Source organism: Geminicoccus sp. (assembly GCF_036263595.1).
Classification (GTDB): domain Bacteria; phylum Pseudomonadota; class Alphaproteobacteria; order Geminicoccales; family Geminicoccaceae; genus Geminicoccus.
The window spans coordinates 17,788-37,305 of sequence record NZ_DATAGQ010000153.1; the positions used below are offsets into that span (position 1 = coordinate 17,788).

Consider the following 19,518-nt stretch of genomic DNA (forward strand, 5'->3'; position numbering starts at 1 on the left):
CGATGTCCAATCGACGCGACGTCGTCATGGCCATGTCGGGCTTCCTCGCCGACCTCACCAACCCATTGCGGGCGGTGTCGAGCTTCATGCGGGGGACGCGTCCCTCGCTGCCCGCCGAGGAATGGCAGGCGTGGTGCGCGCATTTCCTGGACGGCGGCAGGGTGGTCGACACCGGCAATGGCGGGGTCAGCCACACGGAGGGCCAGGGCTACGGCATGTTGCTGGCGGTGGCCTCGGACGACGAGCCCGCCTACGATGCGATGCTGGACTGGACGGTGCGGCACCTGCCTGCCCGGGATGACGGCCTCCTTTCCTGGCGGTACGACCCGCGCAGGCCGGACGACCCGGTCGCCGATCCCAATGCGGCCACCGACGGCGATCTGCTGATCGCCTGGGCGCTCCTGCGCGGCGGGGCGCGGTGGGAACGGCCGGAACTGACCGAGCAGGGGCTCGTCTCGGCCCGCGCCGTCCGACTAGCCGGCACGGTGGAGCATGCCGGCATGCGGGTCCTCCTGCCCGGCCCGGAAGGCTTCAAGCGCCCCGACGGACCGGTGGTCAACCTGTCCTACTGGGTCTTCCCGGCCCTTCGCGCCCTGGCGGCGGCCGATCCGCACCCGGACTGGCCGGCCCTGATCTCCAGCGGCCGCCGGCTCGCCACCAGCCTGCGCTTCGGCAGCAATCAGCTTCCCCCCGACTGGGCGCTCCTGGCCGAGCCGCCCCGCCCGGCCAGCGGGTTCCCGGCCGTGTTCGGCTACAATGCCCTGCGCATCCCGCTCTATGTCGCCTGGAGCGAGCCGGACCCACTCAACCTGGTGGCGCCGATCCTCTCGCTCTGGGACCGTGCTGGCGCCACGCCGCCTTCGGTCGTGGCGCTGGATGCGTCGGGCACGATGGAGGCCGGCGGCGCCGTACCGGGCATCAACGCGATCCGGGCGACGCTGCGCTACCTGCGGGACGGCACGGCTCCGCTCTTCCCGACCATCCGGAACGAAACCGACTACTATGCCGCCACGCTCGTGCTCCTGGCACGGCTGGCCTTCGACGAGGTGTCACGTCCATGAAGCTCCGCATTGCCGGAACCCTGCCGCTCCTGGCGCTGCTCGGCACCGTCTCGTCGTTGCCGCTCCAGGCGCAGGAGGCGCCTGCGGTGCCGGCCGTGGCGGGCGACGGCGTGGTCGTGCGCCTGCAGGCCAGGCGTCCGGGCGGTGAGAACGCGGTGGACGAGGCGCTGCTGCGCTATCTCGCCAGCCGTGGCGATCGCGTCGCCGTCGACGCCGAGATCGACCGGCTGAAGCGGCTGCATCCCGACTGGCAACCGCCGTCCGACCTGTTCGGCGGCCCGCCGGCCGTCGACGAGGGCCCGCTCTGGCAGCTCTACGAGACCGGCGACTATGCAGCCGTGCGCAAGCGGATCGACGCCATCCGTGCCGAGCGCAAGGATTGGAGCCCGCCGGCCAAGCTCGTGTCCCTGATGGACGTGAACGAGACCCGTACCCGCAGCGAGGCCGCCGCGGCCCACGGCGACTGGCCGGAGGTCGTCGCTGTGCTGCAGGCCAAGCCGGCGGCGGCGACCTGCGAGCATGTCGACAATCTGTGGCGCCTGGCGGAGGGCCAACAGCGCACCGGCGACGAAGCCGGCGCCATGGCCACCTACTCCCGGATCATCACCAGCTGTGCTGATGCCGACCACCGCTTCGCCACCCTGCAGAAGGCGAAGCTGCTCCTGTCGCCTTCCGACCTGCAGCGCCTGGTGGGCCTGGAGCGCGCCCGGTCGGACGCGCCCGAAAGGCTGGCCAAGCTCGATGAGCTAACCGCCAAGCCCGCCACGGCCGGCAAGCCTGCCAAGCCCGCCGGCCCCGACTTCTCCCGCATCTACCGGCCGAATGCGACCATCGCCGACGCGCGTGCCGTCGCCCAGCAGGTGATCAACCGCCGCGACGGCGCCGCCGCCCGCAAGATCGGCTGGATCTACCAGACCGAGGGTGACACCGCGTCCGCCCTGCCATGGTTCGAGCACGGGCTGGCTTGGGCACCAGGCGCGGAATCGGCCAAGGGGTTGGCCATGGCGCTGGCGGCCCTCGGCAGGACCGCGGAACTGGAGCAACTCGGCCAGACCTATCCGGCGATCGTCACCGAGGCCATGGGCGGTCAGGTGGCCGTCGCCATGGACCGGGGCGACGTCGCGACCGTGCTGCGGCTGACCCACCAGACCCGCAAGCCGGGCGACCTCCTGCTGCGCAGCTGGTCGCTCATGCGGCTGCTCCGCCCGACCGAAGCCATGGCCGCCTTCACCACGGTGGTCCACGCACCCGACGCCTTGCCCGCCCAGCGGGACGAGGCGGTCTATGGCCTGATCCGGGCCCAGATCGCGCAGCACCTGTTCCGAGAGGCCGCCAATAGCATCACCCGCTATGGCCTGCCGCCCGACCGCTTCAACGAGGTCCAGGCCGACCTGCTGGCAAAGCGGATCCAGGTGGCCTTCCAGCGTGAGGACTACCGGGTGGCCGTGGCCTTGTGCGAGGAGCGGCGGGACTATGCGCTGCCCGACCGCGGCCTGGAGGTCCAGGAGGCCTGGGCCCGCTACCACACGGGCGACATCCGGGCCGCCGAGCGGATCTTTTCCCGGCTGGACCGGATCGTCAGCACCGACGACACGGAAGAGGGCCTGGAGGCGGTCCGCCGGCGCATGATGATCGTCGGCGGCAGCTAAGCGCTCGCGTCAGAGAGCCCGCTCGCGGCCGGACACCAGAAGGAGCCCCAGGATCAGCCCGCCGAACAGGATCGCGCGCCAGCCGGGCGAGGCGTTCACTACCGTGATGAGCGCCGTGATCGTCACCAGCAGGATCGAGCCGGCGATCGTGCCGAGATAGGTGCCCCGCCCGCCCAGGATGGAGGTGCCGCCCAGCACGACCGCGGCGATCGAGCCCAGCAGGTAGGGCTCGCCGATCCCGACATAGCCCTGCCGGTTCATGCCGAGCAGCAGGAGCCCGGCCAGGCCCGCGCAGAAGCCCGAGGCGGCATGCACGGCAATGGCAGCCTTGCCGCCGGGAACACCGGCCAGCATCGCCGCCCGGTCGTTCGTGCCGAGGGCGAACAGCCAGGAGCCCAGCACCGTGCCGTGCAGGACCAGCAGGGTGACGGCGGCCACCATCAGCCAGGTGAGGATGGTCATGGGCAGGCCGAGCACCTGGCCGTTGCCGAGGAAGGTCACGGCAGGATTGTCGACGCTGACCGCACTGCCGCCCGCGATCAGGATCAGGGCACCCTGCAGGATCGTGGCCGTCGCCAGCGTCAGGATCAGCGGATGGACCCGCAGCAGCACGACGCCGATGCCGTTCAGCCCGCCGATCGCCGTGGCGATCCCCAGCGTCAGCAGCACGGCGGACAGGCCGGTCGGGTCGAAGCCGAAGGTCAGGAGCGGCAGCACGATCGCCGAGAAGGTGATGACGGCCGCCACCGACAGGTCGATGCCCCCGCCGATCACGACCAGCGTCTGCCCGGCGGCGACGATGCCGGTGATCGAGGCCAGTTCCAGCAGGTAGCGCAGGTGGCCGATCCGGGCGAAGCCCGGCTTGAGCAGCCCGGCCGCGATCCACAAGGCCACCACGACCAGCCATCCCAGCGTCACCCGGTGACGCAGAAGCCCCTTCATGCCGCGCGCTCCCGCAGCCGCTTGATGCCCATGGCGGCGACGATGATCAGGCCCTGCATCACGTATTGCGCCACCGGCGGCAGGCCCATGAAGAACATGACGTTGACCAGCACCGCCAGGAGCAGGCTGCCCGCCACCGCCCCTCGGATCGTCCCCTGGCCACCGAGAAATCCGACCCCGCCCAAGACGGCCGCCGTGATCGATTGAAGGGTGAGCGGACCGCCGATCAACGGATCGCCCGCCCCCGTCTGGGCGGCCACATAGACGCCGGTGAAGGCGGCGAGCCCACCGGAGATGGCATAGGCCGTGATCCGCGCCGCCGCCACGTTGACCCCGGACCGAAACGCTCCCGCCGGATTGTCGCCGGAAGCGTCGATCGCCAGGCCGAGCGGTGTTGCCCGCAGCACGCGCCAGGCGATCAGGATGACGACCAGGATCAGGAGTGCCGTCGGGTGGACGCCGACCAGCCCCTCCGACAGCCAGGTCGGCATCGAGCCGCCCGGCCTCGCCATGACGAGCAGCGCCGCACCGCCGATCAGGAACGAGGACGACAGGGTCACGATGATCGCCGGCAGGCCGAACAAGGCGACGATCGTACCGACCAGCCCGCCGGCCACCACGCCGATGGCCACGGTGGCGGCCATGCCGAGGCCCGCCCCCAGCACGCTCTCGCCCACCAGCGTCGCCGCCAGCACCGTGCCGAGGCTGACCATGGCGCCGATCGCGAGGTCGATCCCGCCCATCAGCATGACCAGCGTCTGCGCGATCGCGACCAGCGCCACCGGGAACCAGTTCTGCGTGAACCGTGCGATCCCGGCCCAGGTCAACAGGCCCGGGTGGAGATAGGCATAGACGCCCAGCAGCACCAGCAGCAGGACGAACAGGCCGACCTGCCCGCGATTGCGCCGCCAGATCAGCCGCGCATGCAGGCGAGCCCCCGAAGGACGCTCCATCATGCCGCCACCCGCTCGCCCACGCCAAGCGACGCCGCGACGATGGCCTCCTCGGTGGCGACACCATGCGGCAGGTCGGCGGCAACGGCACCCTCGCGGAAGACCAGGACCCGATCGCACAGATGCACCAGCTCCAGCGCATCGGAACTCAGCAGCACGACCGCGACACCCTCGGCCGCCATGGCACGCAGGCGCAGATAGATCTCCCGCTTGGTGTCGACGTCCACGCCACGCGTCGGGTCGTTGAGCAGGAGGACACTTGGTGACAACGGCAGCCAGCGGGCCAGCGCCACCTTCTGCTGGTTGCCGCCCGACAATAGCTGCACCGGCCGCTCCGGCCCGCCGCCACGCACGGTCAGGTTCTCCATGAGGTTGCGGGCAACCTGCGCCTCTTCCTTGAAGCGCCGGAAGCCATGCTTCGCGAACTGGCGCAGCCCCGGCAGCGTCAGGTTGAAGCCGATCGAGAGCGGCAGGAGGACGGCCTCGCGCTTGCGGTCGGCCGGCACATAGGCAAGGCCGCGCGCGATGGCGTCGACCGGATCGCGCGTCGTCCGGTCCGCCTCGCCCGCACGAAAACGGCCGGCCCTGGCATCGATGGCGCCGTAGATGGCCAGCAGCAGTTCTTCCTGCCCCTGCCCGAGCAGGCCGCCCACGCCCAGTACCTCGCCTTTGCGAACGGCAAGGTCCACCGAGCGCAGCCCCGTCGCCTGCAGTCCCTCGATGTCCAGGGCAGCCTCGGCCCGTGCCGTGGACCGGAAGCGCGGGAACAGGTCGCCCGGCTCGCGCCCGACCATCAGCCGCACCAGCGCATGCGGGTCCACGCCGTCCAGCGTCTGGTCTGAGGTGCGGGTGCCGTCTTTCAGCACGGTTACCCAGCCGCACAGGCGCATCACCTCGTTCAGCCGGTGCGAGATGTAGACGAGCGCCACGCCCTCGCGTCCGAGCTGGTCGAGCACGTCGAACAGCGCCTTCACCTCGTGCGCCGTGAGCGACGAGGTGGGCTCGTCCAGGATCAGCACGCGCGGCCTGCGGTAGAGCGCCTTGGCGATCTCGACGAGCTGGCGCTTGCCGAGCGGCAGCTCCTCGACCGGCTGGTCCAGCTCGACCTGGAGGCCGAGGCGGCCCAGCACGGCGCTCACCTCCTGCGCCAGCCGGCCATAGTCGATCAGGCCATGCCTGGTCGGTACCGCCCCCAGTGCCACGTTCTCGACCACCGAGAGGTGCGGCGCCAGGCTCAGTTCCTGCTGGACGACGGCGATGCCGAAGCTGCGTGCCAGTGCCGGCGTCAGCTTCGCATGCTCCTGCCCGTCCACGACGATCGCGCCACCGTCGGGTGCGAGCACGCCGGACAGAAGGTTCACGAGCGTGCTCTTGCCGGCCCCGTTTTCACCTAAGAGCGCGTGCACCCGGCCCGGCACGATGTCGATCGAGACATCGTTCAGGACCGGGTTGCCGAAGAAGCGCTTGCTCAGGCCGCGGGCGGCTAGAACCGGAGCGGCTGACCTCACTTCGCCGCGAGCAGCTTGTCGAACATCGCGATGTCGTACGGCGAATAGATGTAGCCGTCGGCCGGGAAGTCCTGGGCGCGCGCCAGGTACTCGTCGATGTTGGAATTGTCGATGATCGGCAGCGGCACCTCGACGAAGGCCGGCACGTCCCTGCCGTTCAGCGCCTCGACCGCAGCATACACGCCGAGCCCGCCCAGCCAGTTCGGCTGCATGGTGCCCCAGGCCTTCAGGTCCTTCTCCTTCCACAGCTCCAGGAACTGCCGGTAGTTCTCGCCCGTCATCGGCGGCAGCTCGCGACCCTGGCGGTCCATCGCGAGGATCGCACCGGCGGACAGGGCGCCACCGAGCGAGAGGATGCCGTCGATCTCCGGGTACTGGAACAGGAGGCTCGTCATCGCCTCCTGGGCCGGGGCGGCGTTGTAGGCCGTGTTGGTCTCGGTCAGCACCTCGATGCCGGGATTGGCCTGCAGCACCGGCGTGGCACCCGCCCGGCGATCCTCGGATACCGACACGCCGGCAGGGCCGTTCATGATGATGATCTTGCCCTTGCCGCCCAGTTCCTTGACCAGGAACTCGGCTGCCTGGGTGCCCCACTTCTTGCTGTCGGTGTTGATCTTCACCGTCAGGTTGTCGGTGGTGACCAGGCTGTCGACGTTGGCGACCGCGATGCCCTTTTCGCAGGCCTGGTCGATCACCCGGTTTAGGGCCGTCGATGAGCCGGCGATCACGATGATCGCATCCACGTCCGCGTCGATCATCGACTGGATCTGGGTGATCTGGTTGTTGGCGTTGCCCTCGGCATCGGTGATGACGAGGTTGTCGACCATGCCCTTGGCCTTGAGCTGGTCGACCACGTCGGTGATCGTGCCTTCGGTCTGCTTCATCCAGGTCGGCACGGAATAGATGTTCGCCCAGCCGACGGTGAAGGGAGGCTTGCGGTCGCCCTTGATGCACTTGGCGGCGGCCTCGGCGGCACTTGGTGCCACGAGTTGGGTGCCTGCCAGAACGGCTGTCGCGACGAGGCCGAGAAGAGTTTTGCGCATTGTTATTGTTCCCTCACCGTCGTTGTCGTCAGACCGGCGCCTGCTCGATCTGGATGCGATAATCGCGCACCGCATTCGCGAAGAACATCCTGCGGCGCTCGTCTTCTGTAAATCCCGACAGGATCTTGTCGAACGACCCGAACACCTCGTCCCAGGTCGCGTGCAGTGCCGCCACCGGGAAGTCGCTGCCGACCATGCAGCGGTCCGGGCCGAACGCGTCGACACAGGCCATCGTCACGTCGCGCAGGCTTTCCAGCGTCCAGTGATGGTCGTAGGCGACCAGGTCCGATAGCTTGATCCGGACGTTCGGCTGCGCCGCCATGACCTTCAGTCCGGCCCGCCAGCGCGCCATGCTCTCCCCATCGCGGTCGGCCGGGCTGCCGACATGGTTGAGGATGATCGTCGTGCCCGGATGGTCGGCCGCGAGCCTGGCCGCATCCCCCATCTGCGAGGGATAGATCATCAGGTCGAACGACAGGCCGAACGTCTCCAGCAACCCGAAGCCCTCGAGCCACTGCCGGTCCTGCATCCAGTCCGGCCGAGCCGCGAACGCCTTGTTGGGATCGTCGTGCCAGGAAAGGATGTAGCGGACACCCCGGACGCGCGGAAACGCGCACTGTTCGGCCAGCACCGCCTCGACGCGTGGATCCTCCAGCGGCACCTTCACCACGATGGCCGACGGCAGACCTTCCCGCTCGGCCAGTTCCTCCAGCCAGCGCGTCTCGCCGAGCGGATCGTCCGCCACCCAGCCGGCCTCGATATGGACCGAGCCGACCAGGTTCCAGTTCTTCGCATCCTCGCGGAGGTGCTTCGGCAGGTAGTCCCGGTAGAGCGGCGTGGGATCGCCGAACACCATCTCCTTGCCAGGCTGCGGCACGATCCAGGGATGCTTGTGCATCCCGATGTCCCAGAAATGGTGGTGCGCGTCGACCAGCGGACCGGTGTAGCTCATGCCGCGAGGCCCAGGTCCTCGGCATAGGCGAAGAGGGCAGGGGTCCCGCCGGTATGGACGAACACGACCTGCTCGTCCTTCCCGAACCGGCCCTTGCGGATCTGGTCGATCATTCCGGCGAACGCCTTGCCGCTGTAGACCGGGTCGAGGACCACCCCTTCGGTCCGCGCCATCAGCTTCACGGCGTCTCGATGGCTGTCGTCGAGCACGCCGTAGCGCACGCCGATATATTCGTCGTGGCTTTCGAAATCCTCGGTCGCCAGCTTCGTGTCCATGCCGACGATGGAGGCGGAGCGGTTGGCGATCCGGGCGATATCCATGGCCCGGTCCTCCTCCCACTTGATTGGCGTCACGTTGACGACCTTGGTCCTGCGCCCCAGCGCCTTGAAGGCAAGTGCGATGCCGGCCGGCGTCATGTTGGCGCCCGCGATGAACAGGGCCGACGGATCGATCCCGAGCTTGTCGAACTGGTCGTGCATTTCCAGCCCGGCATCGACATAGCCGACCGCCCCCAGCGCCAGGTTCTGCTGGTCCATGGGTGCCACGAGGTAAGGCTTCTTCCCCTGCGCCCGCAGTTCCTCGGCCTTCTTGTCGAGATAGGGCTGCAGCAGCTCCACGCTCGGCAGGTCGACCACGGTGACGTGCGCGCCCAGCAGCTGGAACAGCAGGAAGTTGCCCTGCAGCTTCGGCCCCTTCTCGCCGTGCAGCACGACCAGATGAATGCCCAGGCCCAGCTTGGCTGCGGCAGCACTCATCTGCCGGCACCAGTTCGACTGGGTGTAGGCGCCGGCCACGATCGTGTCGCAGCCCTTCTTGAGCATATCGGCCAGCACGTATTCGAGCTGCCGGGTCTTGTTCCCACCGAAGGCCAGGCCAGTGGCATCGTCCCGCTTCAGCCAGATCTGCGGCCCGCCCAGCGCCTCGGAGAGACGTGGGCAGGGCTCCAGGGGTGTCGGCAGGTGGGCCAGCGACAGACGCGGCAGCGCGTCCAGCTTCGTCCGCAGGTCCTCAGGGCTGATCGTCATGTCATGCAGCCATCGGGCGGGTGGTTTTGGCGAGATCACGGAAATTGTCGCGGATATGCTCCGCGGCCCGGATCGCCAGCGCCGTCACGGTCGGCGTCGGGTTGACGACGCCGCCCGTCGTGAACACCGATGCATCGATGATGAACAGGTTCGGCACGTCCCAGCACTGGTTGAACTTGTTCACCACCGACATGTCCGGCGTCTTGCCCATCCGGGCTGTGCCGAGCAGGTGCCAGGCCGGCGTCCGGTAGATGCCCTCGTCGTCCATATAGTCCTGCAGCTTGTAGTCGAAGGCATCAGCCGCCTTGGCGATGTCGACGAGGCGATCGAGCATGTAGCTCATCATCTTCTTGTCGTTCTCGCCCGGCCGGTAATGCAGTTCCGCCACGGGGACCCCGTCCTCGTCGCGCTGCGTCGCCGACAGCGTCACCCGGTTGTCCGGATTGGGTAGGTCGTCACCGATCCCGAAGATGCCGAAGCCGCGCCCGAAATGGCGCTGGAACCACTGGTGATGGCCCTTGCCCCAGGGAGCGCGGGCCGAGGACATGTGGCCATTGGCCTGCTCACCGGCACCGCCGGTGGTGACGCAGTTGAAGTTGAAGCCGTTGATGAAGCCGCGGCTGGTATCGGTCTCGGCGAATTCCCGCGACACCAGGGCTGCGACATAGCCCGTGTGCGACGCCAGCGGCTCGTCCACCCACATCTCGCACGCGACCAGCGTGTGGTGCAGCAGGTTGCGGCCGACCTGGTCGGAGCTGTTCGCCAGGTTGTCCGAGGCTAGCAGCAGGCGCGGCGTGCCGACGCCGTTGGCGGCGAGGATCACCACGTCGGCCGTCACCCGATGCTGCCGGCCGGTGTTCCGATCGACATAGATGGCACCGGTGGCCCTGCCCGAGCGGTCCTTCTCGATCCTGAGCACGCGCGCATAGGTCCGCAGCTCCGTGCCCGCTTCCAGCGCCCTCGGCCAGACCGACATGGAGAACTTGCTCATCGACCCGCGCGGGCAGCTCGTGCAGATGCCGCAGCCATTGCAGGCCGGCCGCCCGTCATAGTCGCTGGAGATCACGCCCGCCGGCACTGGCCACCAGTGCCAGCCGAGCTTGTCGAAGGCTTGTGACATGTGCCGGGCGGGCCCACCCAGCGGCAAGGGGCCGGTCGGGTAGGCCGGGTGCGCCGGCATGGACGGATCGCCCTCCAGCCCGCTCACCCCGATCAGCGCGTCGGCCCGCTCGTAATACGGCCCGATGTCCTCGTACGTGATCGGCCAGTCCGGCTGCAATCCGTGCTCGGTGCCCTTGCGGAAGTCGGACGGGCGAAAGCGCGGCCAGAGCGCGCCATAGACGTTGGTCGACCCGCCCACGCCGTTCCACATCAGCACCTGGGAACTGTCGCTGTTCACCGGGAAGTCGTCCGAGTTCCGGCGCACGTTGACGTCCGAGTGCCAGCGCGTCCGGCGCTGCCACTGCCAGTCGCCGCTATAGTGCGGATGCTCCCTGGGCTCCACCCAGCCGCCCTGCTCCAGGCAGATCACCTTCAGTCCGGCCTCCGCCAGGACCAGGGATGCCAGCGAGCCGGTAGCACCCGAGCCGACGATCAGCACGTCCGCATGGTCACGCGCGGCCATGATGCTCTCCAAGATGATCCAGGCCAGAAATGTCGATCGGCTTCACCCGGTCGGTCGGGATATAGAAGCCGCGATTGTGCTTGGGCCGGTCCCGCTCGCGATCGAATGGATCGAGATGGTAGCCCTTGATGATCGGGATCGGGTCGTAAGGCTGCCCCAGCGCCCGGATCTGCGGGATCACCGAGGGGCTCTCGTAGTAGGCGAGGTAGGTGGCCGTGCGGAGCACCACGAACAGGTTCGGCTCGGTCGCCTCGAGCTTCGTGACCACCACCACCCGGCCGTCCTCGTCCAGCGGTGCCAAGGGGCCACCGCAGGCGAGCAGGGCCGTCTCGACCCGCCGCAGCGCATCCTCGCCCATCACTTCCTGGAGTCTCATGCCCAGGATGCCATGCACGCCCGCGAGCGACGCCGAGGGCCAGTCGTCCTCGCCTGGGATCAGCACGTCGACCAGGTCGCGCAGCATGGCGGAAAGCCGTACGGCTTCGCTCAACGTCCCAACTCCTTCAAAGTCGCTGCTCACTGGCAGGGTCGAACAGATGCACGCGGGCCGCCGGTGCCCCGAACTGGACCCGCTGGCCCAGCGCCGGCGCCTCGTCCGGCTCGCACAGGCCCTTCACGGACTGCCCGCCGATTTCCGCATCCACGTAGGAGACCGGCCCGATCGGCTCGACCAGGAAGACTAGGCCCTCCAGCGTCAGGTCGCGGACGGCATTGGCCATCAGGTCGGTCGGGCGGATGCCGAGGATGGCGCTGCGCCTGCCGCGCAGGCTGCCCAGGCTGACGTCCTCCACGACGGAGGCAGGCAACGAAAGCACGCTGTCGCCGACGCGGCAGCGGATCACGCCGTCCTCCAGCCCGACTTCGACCTCGAAGAAGTTCATGGCCGGGCTGCCGATGAAGCTGGCCACGAACAGGTTGGCAGGCTTCCGGTAGACCTCCATGGGCGGCCCGATCTGCTGCAGCTTGCCCGCCCGCATCACCGCGACCCGGTCGGAGAGCACCATGGCCTCTTCCTGGTCGTGGGTGACGAACACCGCGGTCGTGCCGATCTCGCGCTGCAGCCGCTTGATCTCGGTGCGCGTCTTGACCCGGAGCGATGCGTCCAGGTTGGAGAGCGGCTCGTCCATCAGCAGCACGGCCGGGTTGCGCACGACCGCCCGCCCGACCGCGACGCGCTGGCGCTGCCCACCCGACAGCGCCACCGGCTTGCGGTCCATCAGCGCGCCGAGATCCAGCATGTCCGCCGCAGCATCGATCTGCCGCGTGATCGTGCCCTCGTCCAGCCGCTGCTGGCGCAGCCCGAACGCGATGTTGTCGCGCACGGTCATGTGCGGGTAGAGCGCGTAGTCCTGGAACACCATGGCGATGTTGCGCTGGTGCGGATCGCGCTCGGTGACATCCACGCCGTCGAACAGGATCGAGCCAGCCGACGGCTTCTCGAGCCCGGCGATGCAGCCGAGCGCCGTGCTCTTGCCGCATCCCGATGGACCGAGAAGCGTCAGGAACTCGCCGTCGGGCAGCGTGATGTCCAGCGCCGAGACGGCGGCCACGGAGCCGAACTGTTTGGTCAAGCGATCGAGCGTGACGCTGGCCACGTGGTCTCCTCAGCCTTTGATCGAGCCGGACAGCATGCCGCTGACCAGCCAGCGCTGGAACAGCAAGGCGATCACCACCGGCGGGATGACGGCCAGCACCGAGGCCGCGAACATGGGCCCGTAGTCATAGAAGCGAAGCTGGACCAGGAAGCCCGCGATGATCACCGGGATGGTCTGCGCGTTCGGCGTGCCGGTCAGGATGAGCGCGAAGATGAACTCGTTCCAGCTGACCAGGAAGCAGAAGATCCCGGCCGCCACCAGCCCCGGCAGCGACACCGGCAGCACGATCTTCCAGATCGCCTTCATCCGCGAGCAGCCATCCACCAGCGCCGCCTTCTCCAGGTTCGGCGGCAGGCCCTCGAAATAGCCCTTCATCATCCAGGTCGAGAGCGGCAGGATCAGCGAGCAGTAGGCGATCACCAGACCGGTCCTGGTGTCGAGCAGTCCCAGCGTCTTGAAGACGAGGAAGAAGGGCAGGATCAGGGCCAGCGACGGCGTCATCCGGGTCAGCATCAGCGCCCAGAGCGTGCTCCCCATCAGCCGGCTCCGGCCTGAGCGCGCATAGGCATAGCCGGCAAGGCCGCCCAGGATCAGGTTCACGACCGTCACCGCCACCGCGACCACGAAGCTGTTCCAGATGCCGAACGGCACGCGCGAGGCCTGTACGCTGGACTGCCCGCCCGTTGCGGTGTCGGGGAACAGCACGTAGCGGAAGTTCTCCAGCGTCAGCGGCCCCGGTACGACCGTCGCCGGCTGGCGCACGAGGTCGGCCGAGCCCTGCAGGCTCATGATGACCAGCCAGGCGAACGGCACGAACGACCAGACGAAGATCAGGATGATCACCGTCCACATCCCTATCGTGCCGAGGATGCGCCGGACCCGTGGCGAGAAGGTCGCGCGCGGGGTGAAGGCCGGCAGCCGCGCCAGCTTCGAGCGCGTGTGCCGCACACCCTGCAGCACCGCGTGCTTCAGGTCGCTGGGATCGGACGGCTCGGTGGTGCCGGCCGCGACGAGGGCCTTCGTCCCCGCTGACGTCGGGAAGAACAGCTTCAGGTAGAACCAGGCCAGCACCAGGCACAGGATGGTCAGCACGTAGAGGATGGCCGCTCCTTCGCCCATCCGCATGAACTGGAAGGCATAGGCGTAGCCCATCCACGAGAACACGGTGGTGGCGCTGCCGGGCCCGCCCTTGGTCATCGTCCAGAACAGGTCGAAGGCCATGATCGAGTTGATCGTGGTCAGAATCATGATCAGAAGCAGCATCGGCCGGAGCCACGGCACCGTGATCTTGAAGAACCGGGTGAACGGCCCCGCCCCGTCGATCAGCGCTGCCCGGTGCAGATTGTCCGGCATGGACTGCAGCCCGGCCAGGATCAGCAGGGCGGTGAGCGGCGCCTGGTTCCAGACATGGACCAGCGCCACGATCCCGAACGCCGTCGTGCCGTTGCCGAGCCATGGAATGGCGGTGTTGCTCAGCCCGAGGTCGAGCAGCAGCCCGTTCAGCGGTCCATACGACCCGTCGAAGATCCAGCCCCAGAGTACGCCCACCGTGACCGGCGCCATCGCCCAGGGGATCAGCACGACCGAGCGCATCAGTGCGCGCCCGGGAAAACGCATGTTGAGGACCAGCGCCATCCCCATGCCCAGCACCAGCCCCGCCACGACCGTAATCACGGCGAAGCTGGCGGTGCGCATCAGGGCAGCGATGAAGTCCGGCTGCGGGATGATCGAGGTGTAGTTGCCGAGCCCGACAAAGATCCACTTGCGCGTCAGCATGTTGATGCGGTGCAGGCTGAGCGCCAGCGAATAGATCAGCGGCAGGCCGATCACGAGGAACACGACCAGCAGCGTCGGGAAACTGAGGAAGAACGGCAGCCAGTCCCGCTTGTCCTTGCGGGGCGGAGCTGCCGCCCGGCTGTCGCCTAATGTAAGATCGTGCGCCGTCGTGACCGCCACCCGTTCACTCCGGATACATCTGCTTCAGTTCGTCGTACTTGGCCTGCAGCCGGTCGACGAGCTGGTCCTGGCTGGTCTGGCCGCGGAAATAATCCTGCGCCTCGCCCATCATGTACCAGTCCCATTCCGGGAACCAAACCGACTTGGCGACGTCGCGGGTGGTGCCGGTCTCGTGCTGCTTCCTGGCGACGTCGAGGTCCTTCCACTTGGACATCGCCGCGACGACGTCGGGATCCTCCATGACCTCCTTGTGCGCGGAGCCCAGGCCGTAATCGACCGCCCAGCGCTTGGCCACGTGGTACTGCCCGTCCTTGGCCTTGCCGCCGAAGAACTGCATCAGGTTCCAGACCCGCTCCTCGTCCACGGGGTTGGCGCCCATCTGGTAGGCGGCCGTCCAGAGGAAGGTCGACCGGGTCTTGCCCGGCATGATCACGTTCTTGCACGCACCCGCGATCTGCGAGGTCTCGGGCGTGTTGAACACCTTCTGGTCGTATTCGTGCACGACCATGTAGGTATGGGCACCGGTGGCGAAGTTCGGCACCGATTCGGCCTGGTGCGTGAACACGTCCGGCGGGATCAGGCCTTCTTCATAGGCGGTCCTGTTGAACTGCAGAACGTCCCTGAACGGCTGGTCGAACACCGGCTGGAAGTTCTCGTCGAAGACCTTGGCGCCCTCCGAGTACCACTGCGAGAACAGGGTCCAGGACATCATCGACCAGCCGCGCGCCCAGGCCGCGATATAGGGATACTCGGCGATCTTGTCCGCCTTCAGCTTGCGGCACTGCTCGAGCATCTCTTCCCAGGTCGCCGGCGGCTGGATCTTCGCCGCCTCCAGGTGCTTCTCGTTGCACACGAAGCTGTTGAAGCCGGTGTAGTAGGGCAGGCCGCCAAGTTCCCCGTTCGGCAGGGACAGGTTCTTGACGTTGATTGGGTACATCTTGCTCTTGATCTCATCGAGACCAGGCAGCCCGTCTAGGGTCCGGCTCCAGCCCGCCGCGTTCCAGCGCAGCAGCCGGTCCTCCTCGGAATACATCATGTCGATGTGCTGGCCGCCCATCAGCTTGGTCTCGGCGACCGCATGGTACTCGCCCGGCACCAGCTCGTAGTTCACGTTCTCGTCGTAGAGCTTTTTGAAGGTCTCGACGTTCTCCGCGACGATCTGCGGATTGTACTGCCAGCCGATGAACTGCAGCGGCGTCTCGGGTGCGGCCTGCGCCCGTCCGGCCAGCCCCGGCAGCGCCATGCTCGCCGCAGCGGCCAGGCCGCCCTTCAGCACGGCACGTCGTCTGGCCAGCAAGGAATCGAGCGCCTGTCGACGGAAGAGATCGTTGCTCACCGGCTTTTCCCCCGAATTTCGCCCGCACGATCGAAGCAAGGCTTCGGCCCCGGGCCACGTGCGCGTCTGCGGCCCATAGGCATGACCTGCTGAAGGGGCATTTTCCTGGGCTGTTTCGTATCGTAAACATTCTTGAGATGTTGGAAACCGGGAAAATTCTGTGGCTCCCGGCTCACTTCCCTGGAGGACGGCTTGTTCGATCTGATTTTGAGGAACGGCCGCGTCCTCGATCCCGGCCAGGGCATCGACCGGATCGCCGACATCGGCTTTCGTGACGGCAAGGTAGCCGCCGTCGAGCCGGGCCTGCCGGTCGAGGCTGCGAAGGACGTGCAGGATGCCACGGGCCTGATCGTCACCCCCGGCCTGATCGACCTCCATACCCATGTCTATTGGGGCGGCACTTCCCTGGGCGTTGACGCCGATGCCATCGCGCTGCGCGGCGGCACCACCACCTTCGTGGATGCCGGCAGTGCCGGCGCCGGCAACTTCGCCGGCTTCCGCCGCCATGTGATCGAGCGCTCGCAGAGCCGGATCCTCTGCTACCTCAACATCTCGTTCGCCGGCATCTACGGCTTCTCGAAGAACGTGATGGTCGGCGAGTGCTCGGACATCCGCCTGTGCGACGCCCGCGAGGCGGTGGCCTGCGGCCGCGAGCACAGCGATCTCATCGTCGGCATGAAGGTGCGCATCGGCCGGATCGCCGGCGGCACCAGCGGCGTGGCGCCGCTCGACATCATGCTCGAAGCCGCCGACCGCCTGCAGCTTCCCTGCATGACCCATCTCGACTACCCGCCGCCCGGTCGCATCGAGGTGATCCCGCGCCTTCGTCCCGGCGACGTGCTGACCCATTGCTACAAGCCGTTTCCCAACGACATCCGCGGGGGCGACGGCCATGTCCGCGCCGAGATCAAGGCGGCGCGCGAGCGCGGCATCATCTTCGACATCGGCCACGGCATGGGTGCCCTCGACTACGAAGTCGCCCGCGCCATGATCGCCGAGGGTTTCCTGCCCGACACGATCTCCTCGGACGTCCACACGCTCTGCGTCGACGGCCCGGCCTTCGACCTGCTGCGCACCCTCTCCAAGTTCATCTGCCTGGGCATGAGCCTGGAGCAGGTCGTCACCGCCGCCACCAGCGCGCCCGCCCGCGCGATCGGCCGCTCGGACCTGGGTTCGCTCGCCGTGGGTGCCATCGGCGACGCCACGGTCCTGCGGGACCGCAGCGGCAGCTTCGACTATGTGGATTCACTCGGCCGCAGCATGACCGGCAACCGCCGCCTGTTCTGCCAGGGCCTCGTGCGCGGCGGCATCTGGACGGCCAACGAGGAGCAGGAACTTGCCTGAAGCGACCCTAGCCAACGCGATTGCCGACACGCCGGCCCTGATGATCGACCGCGCGGCCTTCCAGGCCAACCTTGCGACGATGGCGAGGCTCGCCCGCGAGCGCGGCATCGCCCTGCGGCCGCACGCCAAGAGCCACAAATCCGTCACTATCGCCAAGGCGCAGATGGAGGCCGGCGCCGTCGGCCAGTGCTGCGCCAAGCTCGGCGAAATCGAGGTGATGGCCGCTGCCGGGGTACGCGGCCTCCTCCTGACCACGCCCATGCGCGGCGAAGCCAAGATCCGCCGCCTCCAGGACGTGCTGAGGATCGCTCCCGACACGATGATCGTGGTGGAGGATGTGGCGGCCGTGCAGGACCTTGCCCAGGCGCTCGCCGCGTCCGACCAGCAGCTGGACGTCATGATCGACGTCGATGTCGGCACCCATCGCACCGGCCTCACCTCGGTCGAGGCCGCCCTGGACGTCGCCCGCGCCATCGCCGCCTCGCCATCGCTGCGGCTCAAGGGCGTGCAGGGCTATGCCGGTCACGTCCAGTCGATCCGCGACTATGCCGAGCGCCGCGCCCGCTCGCACGAGGCGCTCTCGATCCTGGGCGGCGTCCGCGATGGCCTGGAGAAGGCCGGCTTCCCCTGCGCCATCGTCTCCGGCGGCGGGACCGGCACCCACGATTTCGACCACGAGATCGGCGTGCTGAACGAGCTGCAGGTGGGATCCTACCTGTTTTCCGATGTCGTCTACGACACCGTCGCGATGACGCCGGATGGGGAAAAGCGCTGGCGGAACTCCCTGTTCGTGGTCACCAGCGTGCTGAGCTCCCAGCACCAGGGCTTCGCCACCACCGACGCCGGCATCAAGAGCTTCGCCACCGACGGGCCCGCCCCCGTGCTCCATCACGGCGCACCGCAAGGTGCCAGCTACGCCCTGTTCGGCGACGAGATGGGCCGGGTCATCCTGGCGGATCCGGCAGCACGCCTGCCGATCGGCACCCGCGTCGCCTGCGTCATCCCCCATTGCGACCCGAACGTGAACCTGTTCGACCGCTATGTCGTCGTAGAGGGCGGCCAGGTCGTGGACAGCTGGCCGATCGAGGCGCGCGGCAAGGTCGCCTGACCGGAGAGAACGGTGTCATGTCGACCCGAAAGGCCATGCTCGGCCAGGCATTGCGAGCCATCCGCCGCCGTCTCGACCTGACGCTGACGGAGGTCGCCGCCCGCACGGGCATCGCGGTCTCCACCCTGTCGAAGGTCGAGAACAGCCAGCTCTCGCTCACCTACGACAAGCTCGTGCAGCTGAGCGAAGGCCTGGAGGTCGACATCAGCGCCTTCTTCGAGACCGACCCGACGGTCCCGGACCGCCTCCACCAGGCGGTGACGGCCAGGCGCAGCATCGCGCGCAAGAACGACGGCCTGCTCGTCCAGACCCCCAACTACGACTACCTCTATGTCTGCACCGAGCTGACCCACAAGGCGATGGTGCCGATCATCACCACCATCCGCGCCCGCTCGATCGTCGAGTTTCCCACGCTCAGCCGCCATGCCGGCGAGGAATTCCTCTACGTCCTGCGCGGGCGCATCATGGTCCATACTGAGTATTACGAGCCGGCCGAACTCGGGACCGGCGAGTCGATGTATCTCGACAGCACGATGGGCCACGCCTTCCTGACCGCCATGGGCCCGAAGAGCGCCCAGATCATCAATGTCTGCCACAGCCCGAACGTGGGCCATTTCCGCAGCCTGCTGGACTTGGCGCGGGCGCAGGCTGGCGAACTGCTCGACGGGGAGAAGCCGGCCACGACCTAGGAAGATCCTGCACCGGCAGATCTTTCACCCGCCCGCCGCAACCGTGCCACCCTCGGCCCGTTCTCCTGCCATTGTTGCGAGGACGTGATGCCCGCCAGGAACCATGCACGCGGACGATCCGCTGGCACCTATTTTCCCCACCCCATTGCCTGCATCCTGCTGATCATGGCGACGCTGCTCCTGGCCCAGTGGCACGAAGCGAATGCCGCGACCGGTGCGGAGGTGAGGCGGCTGCAGTGGGACCTGATCTGGACGGGGCACTACGAGGGCACGGCCGACGGCCGGCTCGGGCCCGGCACGCTCGAGGCCATCCGTTCCTTCCAGGCCTCGCTGGGAGCACCGGAGACCGGCGACCTGTCCGAGGCGCAGTTGGAGCAGCTGTCCGCACAGGCGGCCGCGCTCGAGGCGGACGTGGGATGGACGATCTACGAGAACCCCGTGGCGGGCTACCGGATCGGCTATCCCGCGGCCATCCTGCCCGTGGCCCGTTCGCTCGACCCGACCGGCCAGGAGTTTGCCAGCGAGGACGGGTCCGTCATGCTGGCCACGATCGTCACCGGTCCCGACAGCGAGGATTCGCTCCGTCGTTCCTATGACCGCATCGTGGCCGACAACGCGGATGGCATCGCCTACAAGATCTTCAGGCCGACCTGGTTCGCGGTCAGCTATGTGATCGGCGGGTCCGGCTACTACGTCATGTCCAGGCGCAAGCCGGCGGCCACCGCACGCTACG

General features: G+C 67.9%; 17 protein-coding genes. 6 read left to right on the forward strand and 11 right to left on the reverse strand.

Annotation, left to right across the window (positions count from 1 at the left end):
* Nucleotides 1-2: 2 nt before the first annotated feature.
* On the forward strand, nucleotides 3-1,061 hold the full coding sequence (locus VHL31_RS16625; protein ID WP_329662353.1) for a glycosyl hydrolase family 8: 1,059 nt from the start codon (nucleotides 3-5) through the stop codon (nucleotides 1,059-1,061).
* The gene (locus VHL31_RS16630) at nucleotides 1,058-2,710 is read left to right on the forward strand and encodes a hypothetical protein (RefSeq protein ID WP_329662354.1); all 1,653 of its coding nucleotides are present in this window, start codon (nucleotides 1,058-1,060) and stop codon (nucleotides 2,708-2,710) included. Before VHL31_RS16625 ends, VHL31_RS16630 begins: the two co-directional genes overlap by 4 nt.
* A gap of 9 nt (nucleotides 2,711-2,719) precedes the next feature.
* Here VHL31_RS16630 and VHL31_RS16635 read toward each other — a convergent pair whose 3' ends face one another.
* The 11 genes from VHL31_RS16635 to VHL31_RS16685 are packed head-to-tail and all read right to left on the reverse strand — an operon-like array spanning nucleotide 2,720 to nucleotide 15,644.
* Nucleotides 2,720-3,652, reverse strand: a complete 933-nt coding sequence (locus tag VHL31_RS16635) for an ABC transporter permease (RefSeq protein ID WP_329662355.1) — start codon at nucleotides 3,650-3,652, stop codon at nucleotides 2,720-2,722.
* Nucleotides 3,649-4,605, reverse strand: coding sequence for an ABC transporter permease (locus VHL31_RS16640; RefSeq protein ID WP_349262467.1), 957 nt, complete (start codon nucleotides 4,603-4,605; stop codon nucleotides 3,649-3,651). Before VHL31_RS16640 ends, VHL31_RS16635 begins: the two co-directional genes overlap by 4 nt.
* Nucleotides 4,605-6,113, reverse strand: a complete 1,509-nt coding sequence (locus tag VHL31_RS16645) for a sugar ABC transporter ATP-binding protein (RefSeq protein WP_329662357.1) — start codon at nucleotides 6,111-6,113, stop codon at nucleotides 4,605-4,607. Before VHL31_RS16645 ends, VHL31_RS16640 begins: the two co-directional genes overlap by 1 nt.
* Nucleotides 6,110-7,156, reverse strand: coding sequence for an ABC transporter substrate-binding protein (locus VHL31_RS16650; protein WP_329662358.1), 1,047 nt, complete (start codon nucleotides 7,154-7,156; stop codon nucleotides 6,110-6,112). The genes VHL31_RS16645 and VHL31_RS16650 overlap by 4 nt, the downstream gene beginning before the upstream one ends.
* Nucleotides 7,157-7,184: 28 nt before the next feature.
* Complete coding sequence (locus tag VHL31_RS16655) at nucleotides 7,185-8,108, reverse strand: amidohydrolase family protein (RefSeq protein WP_329662359.1); 924 nt, start codon at nucleotides 8,106-8,108, stop codon at nucleotides 7,185-7,187.
* Nucleotides 8,105-9,133: a D-cysteine desulfhydrase family protein gene (locus VHL31_RS16660; protein ID WP_329662360.1), complete on the reverse strand. Its 1,029-nt coding sequence runs from the start codon at nucleotides 9,131-9,133 to the stop codon at nucleotides 8,105-8,107. The genes VHL31_RS16655 and VHL31_RS16660 overlap by 4 nt, the downstream gene beginning before the upstream one ends.
* Before the next feature lies 1 nt (nucleotide 9,134).
* The gene (locus VHL31_RS16665) at nucleotides 9,135-10,757 is read right to left on the reverse strand and encodes a GMC family oxidoreductase (protein ID WP_329662361.1); all 1,623 of its coding nucleotides are present in this window, start codon (nucleotides 10,755-10,757) and stop codon (nucleotides 9,135-9,137) included.
* Nucleotides 10,744-11,247 carry a gluconate 2-dehydrogenase subunit 3 family protein gene (locus VHL31_RS16670; RefSeq protein ID WP_329662362.1) on the reverse strand — a complete coding sequence of 168 codons (504 nt, stop codon included), beginning with the start codon at nucleotides 11,245-11,247 and terminating at the stop codon, nucleotides 10,744-10,746. The genes VHL31_RS16665 and VHL31_RS16670 overlap by 14 nt, the downstream gene beginning before the upstream one ends.
* A gap of 13 nt (nucleotides 11,248-11,260) precedes the next feature.
* Nucleotides 11,261-12,352 carry an ABC transporter ATP-binding protein gene (locus VHL31_RS16675; protein ID WP_329662363.1) on the reverse strand — a complete coding sequence of 364 codons (1,092 nt, stop codon included), beginning with the start codon at nucleotides 12,350-12,352 and terminating at the stop codon, nucleotides 11,261-11,263.
* Nucleotides 12,353-12,361: 9 nt separating this feature from the next.
* Nucleotides 12,362-14,308 (reverse strand): ABC transporter permease subunit, encoded by a 1,947-nt coding sequence (locus tag VHL31_RS16680; RefSeq protein WP_329662364.1) that lies wholly within the window; start codon nucleotides 14,306-14,308, stop codon nucleotides 12,362-12,364.
* A 4-nt stretch (nucleotides 14,309-14,312) separates the two neighbouring features.
* Complete coding sequence (locus VHL31_RS16685; RefSeq protein WP_329662365.1) at nucleotides 14,313-15,644, reverse strand: substrate-binding domain-containing protein; 1,332 nt, start codon at nucleotides 15,642-15,644, stop codon at nucleotides 14,313-14,315.
* 192 nt (nucleotides 15,645-15,836) lie between these two features.
* Here VHL31_RS16685 and VHL31_RS16690 point away from each other — a divergent pair, with 192 nt between their 5' ends.
* From VHL31_RS16690 to VHL31_RS16705, 4 genes are all read left to right on the forward strand, one after another.
* Entirely contained in the window at nucleotides 15,837-16,988 is a 1,152-nt protein-coding gene (locus VHL31_RS16690) for an amidohydrolase/deacetylase family metallohydrolase (protein WP_329662366.1), read from the forward strand.
* Nucleotides 16,981-18,096 (forward strand): DSD1 family PLP-dependent enzyme, encoded by a 1,116-nt coding sequence (locus tag VHL31_RS16695; protein WP_329662367.1) that lies wholly within the window; start codon nucleotides 16,981-16,983, stop codon nucleotides 18,094-18,096. The genes VHL31_RS16690 and VHL31_RS16695 overlap by 8 nt, the downstream gene beginning before the upstream one ends.
* Before the next feature lie 17 nt (nucleotides 18,097-18,113).
* Nucleotides 18,114-18,785, forward strand: a complete 672-nt coding sequence (locus VHL31_RS16700; protein WP_329662368.1) for an XRE family transcriptional regulator — start codon at nucleotides 18,114-18,116, stop codon at nucleotides 18,783-18,785.
* A gap of 87 nt (nucleotides 18,786-18,872) precedes the next feature.
* Nucleotides 18,873-19,518: peptidoglycan-binding domain-containing protein (locus VHL31_RS16705; protein ID WP_329662369.1), on the forward strand; the 646-nt coding region annotated here is incomplete at its 3' end.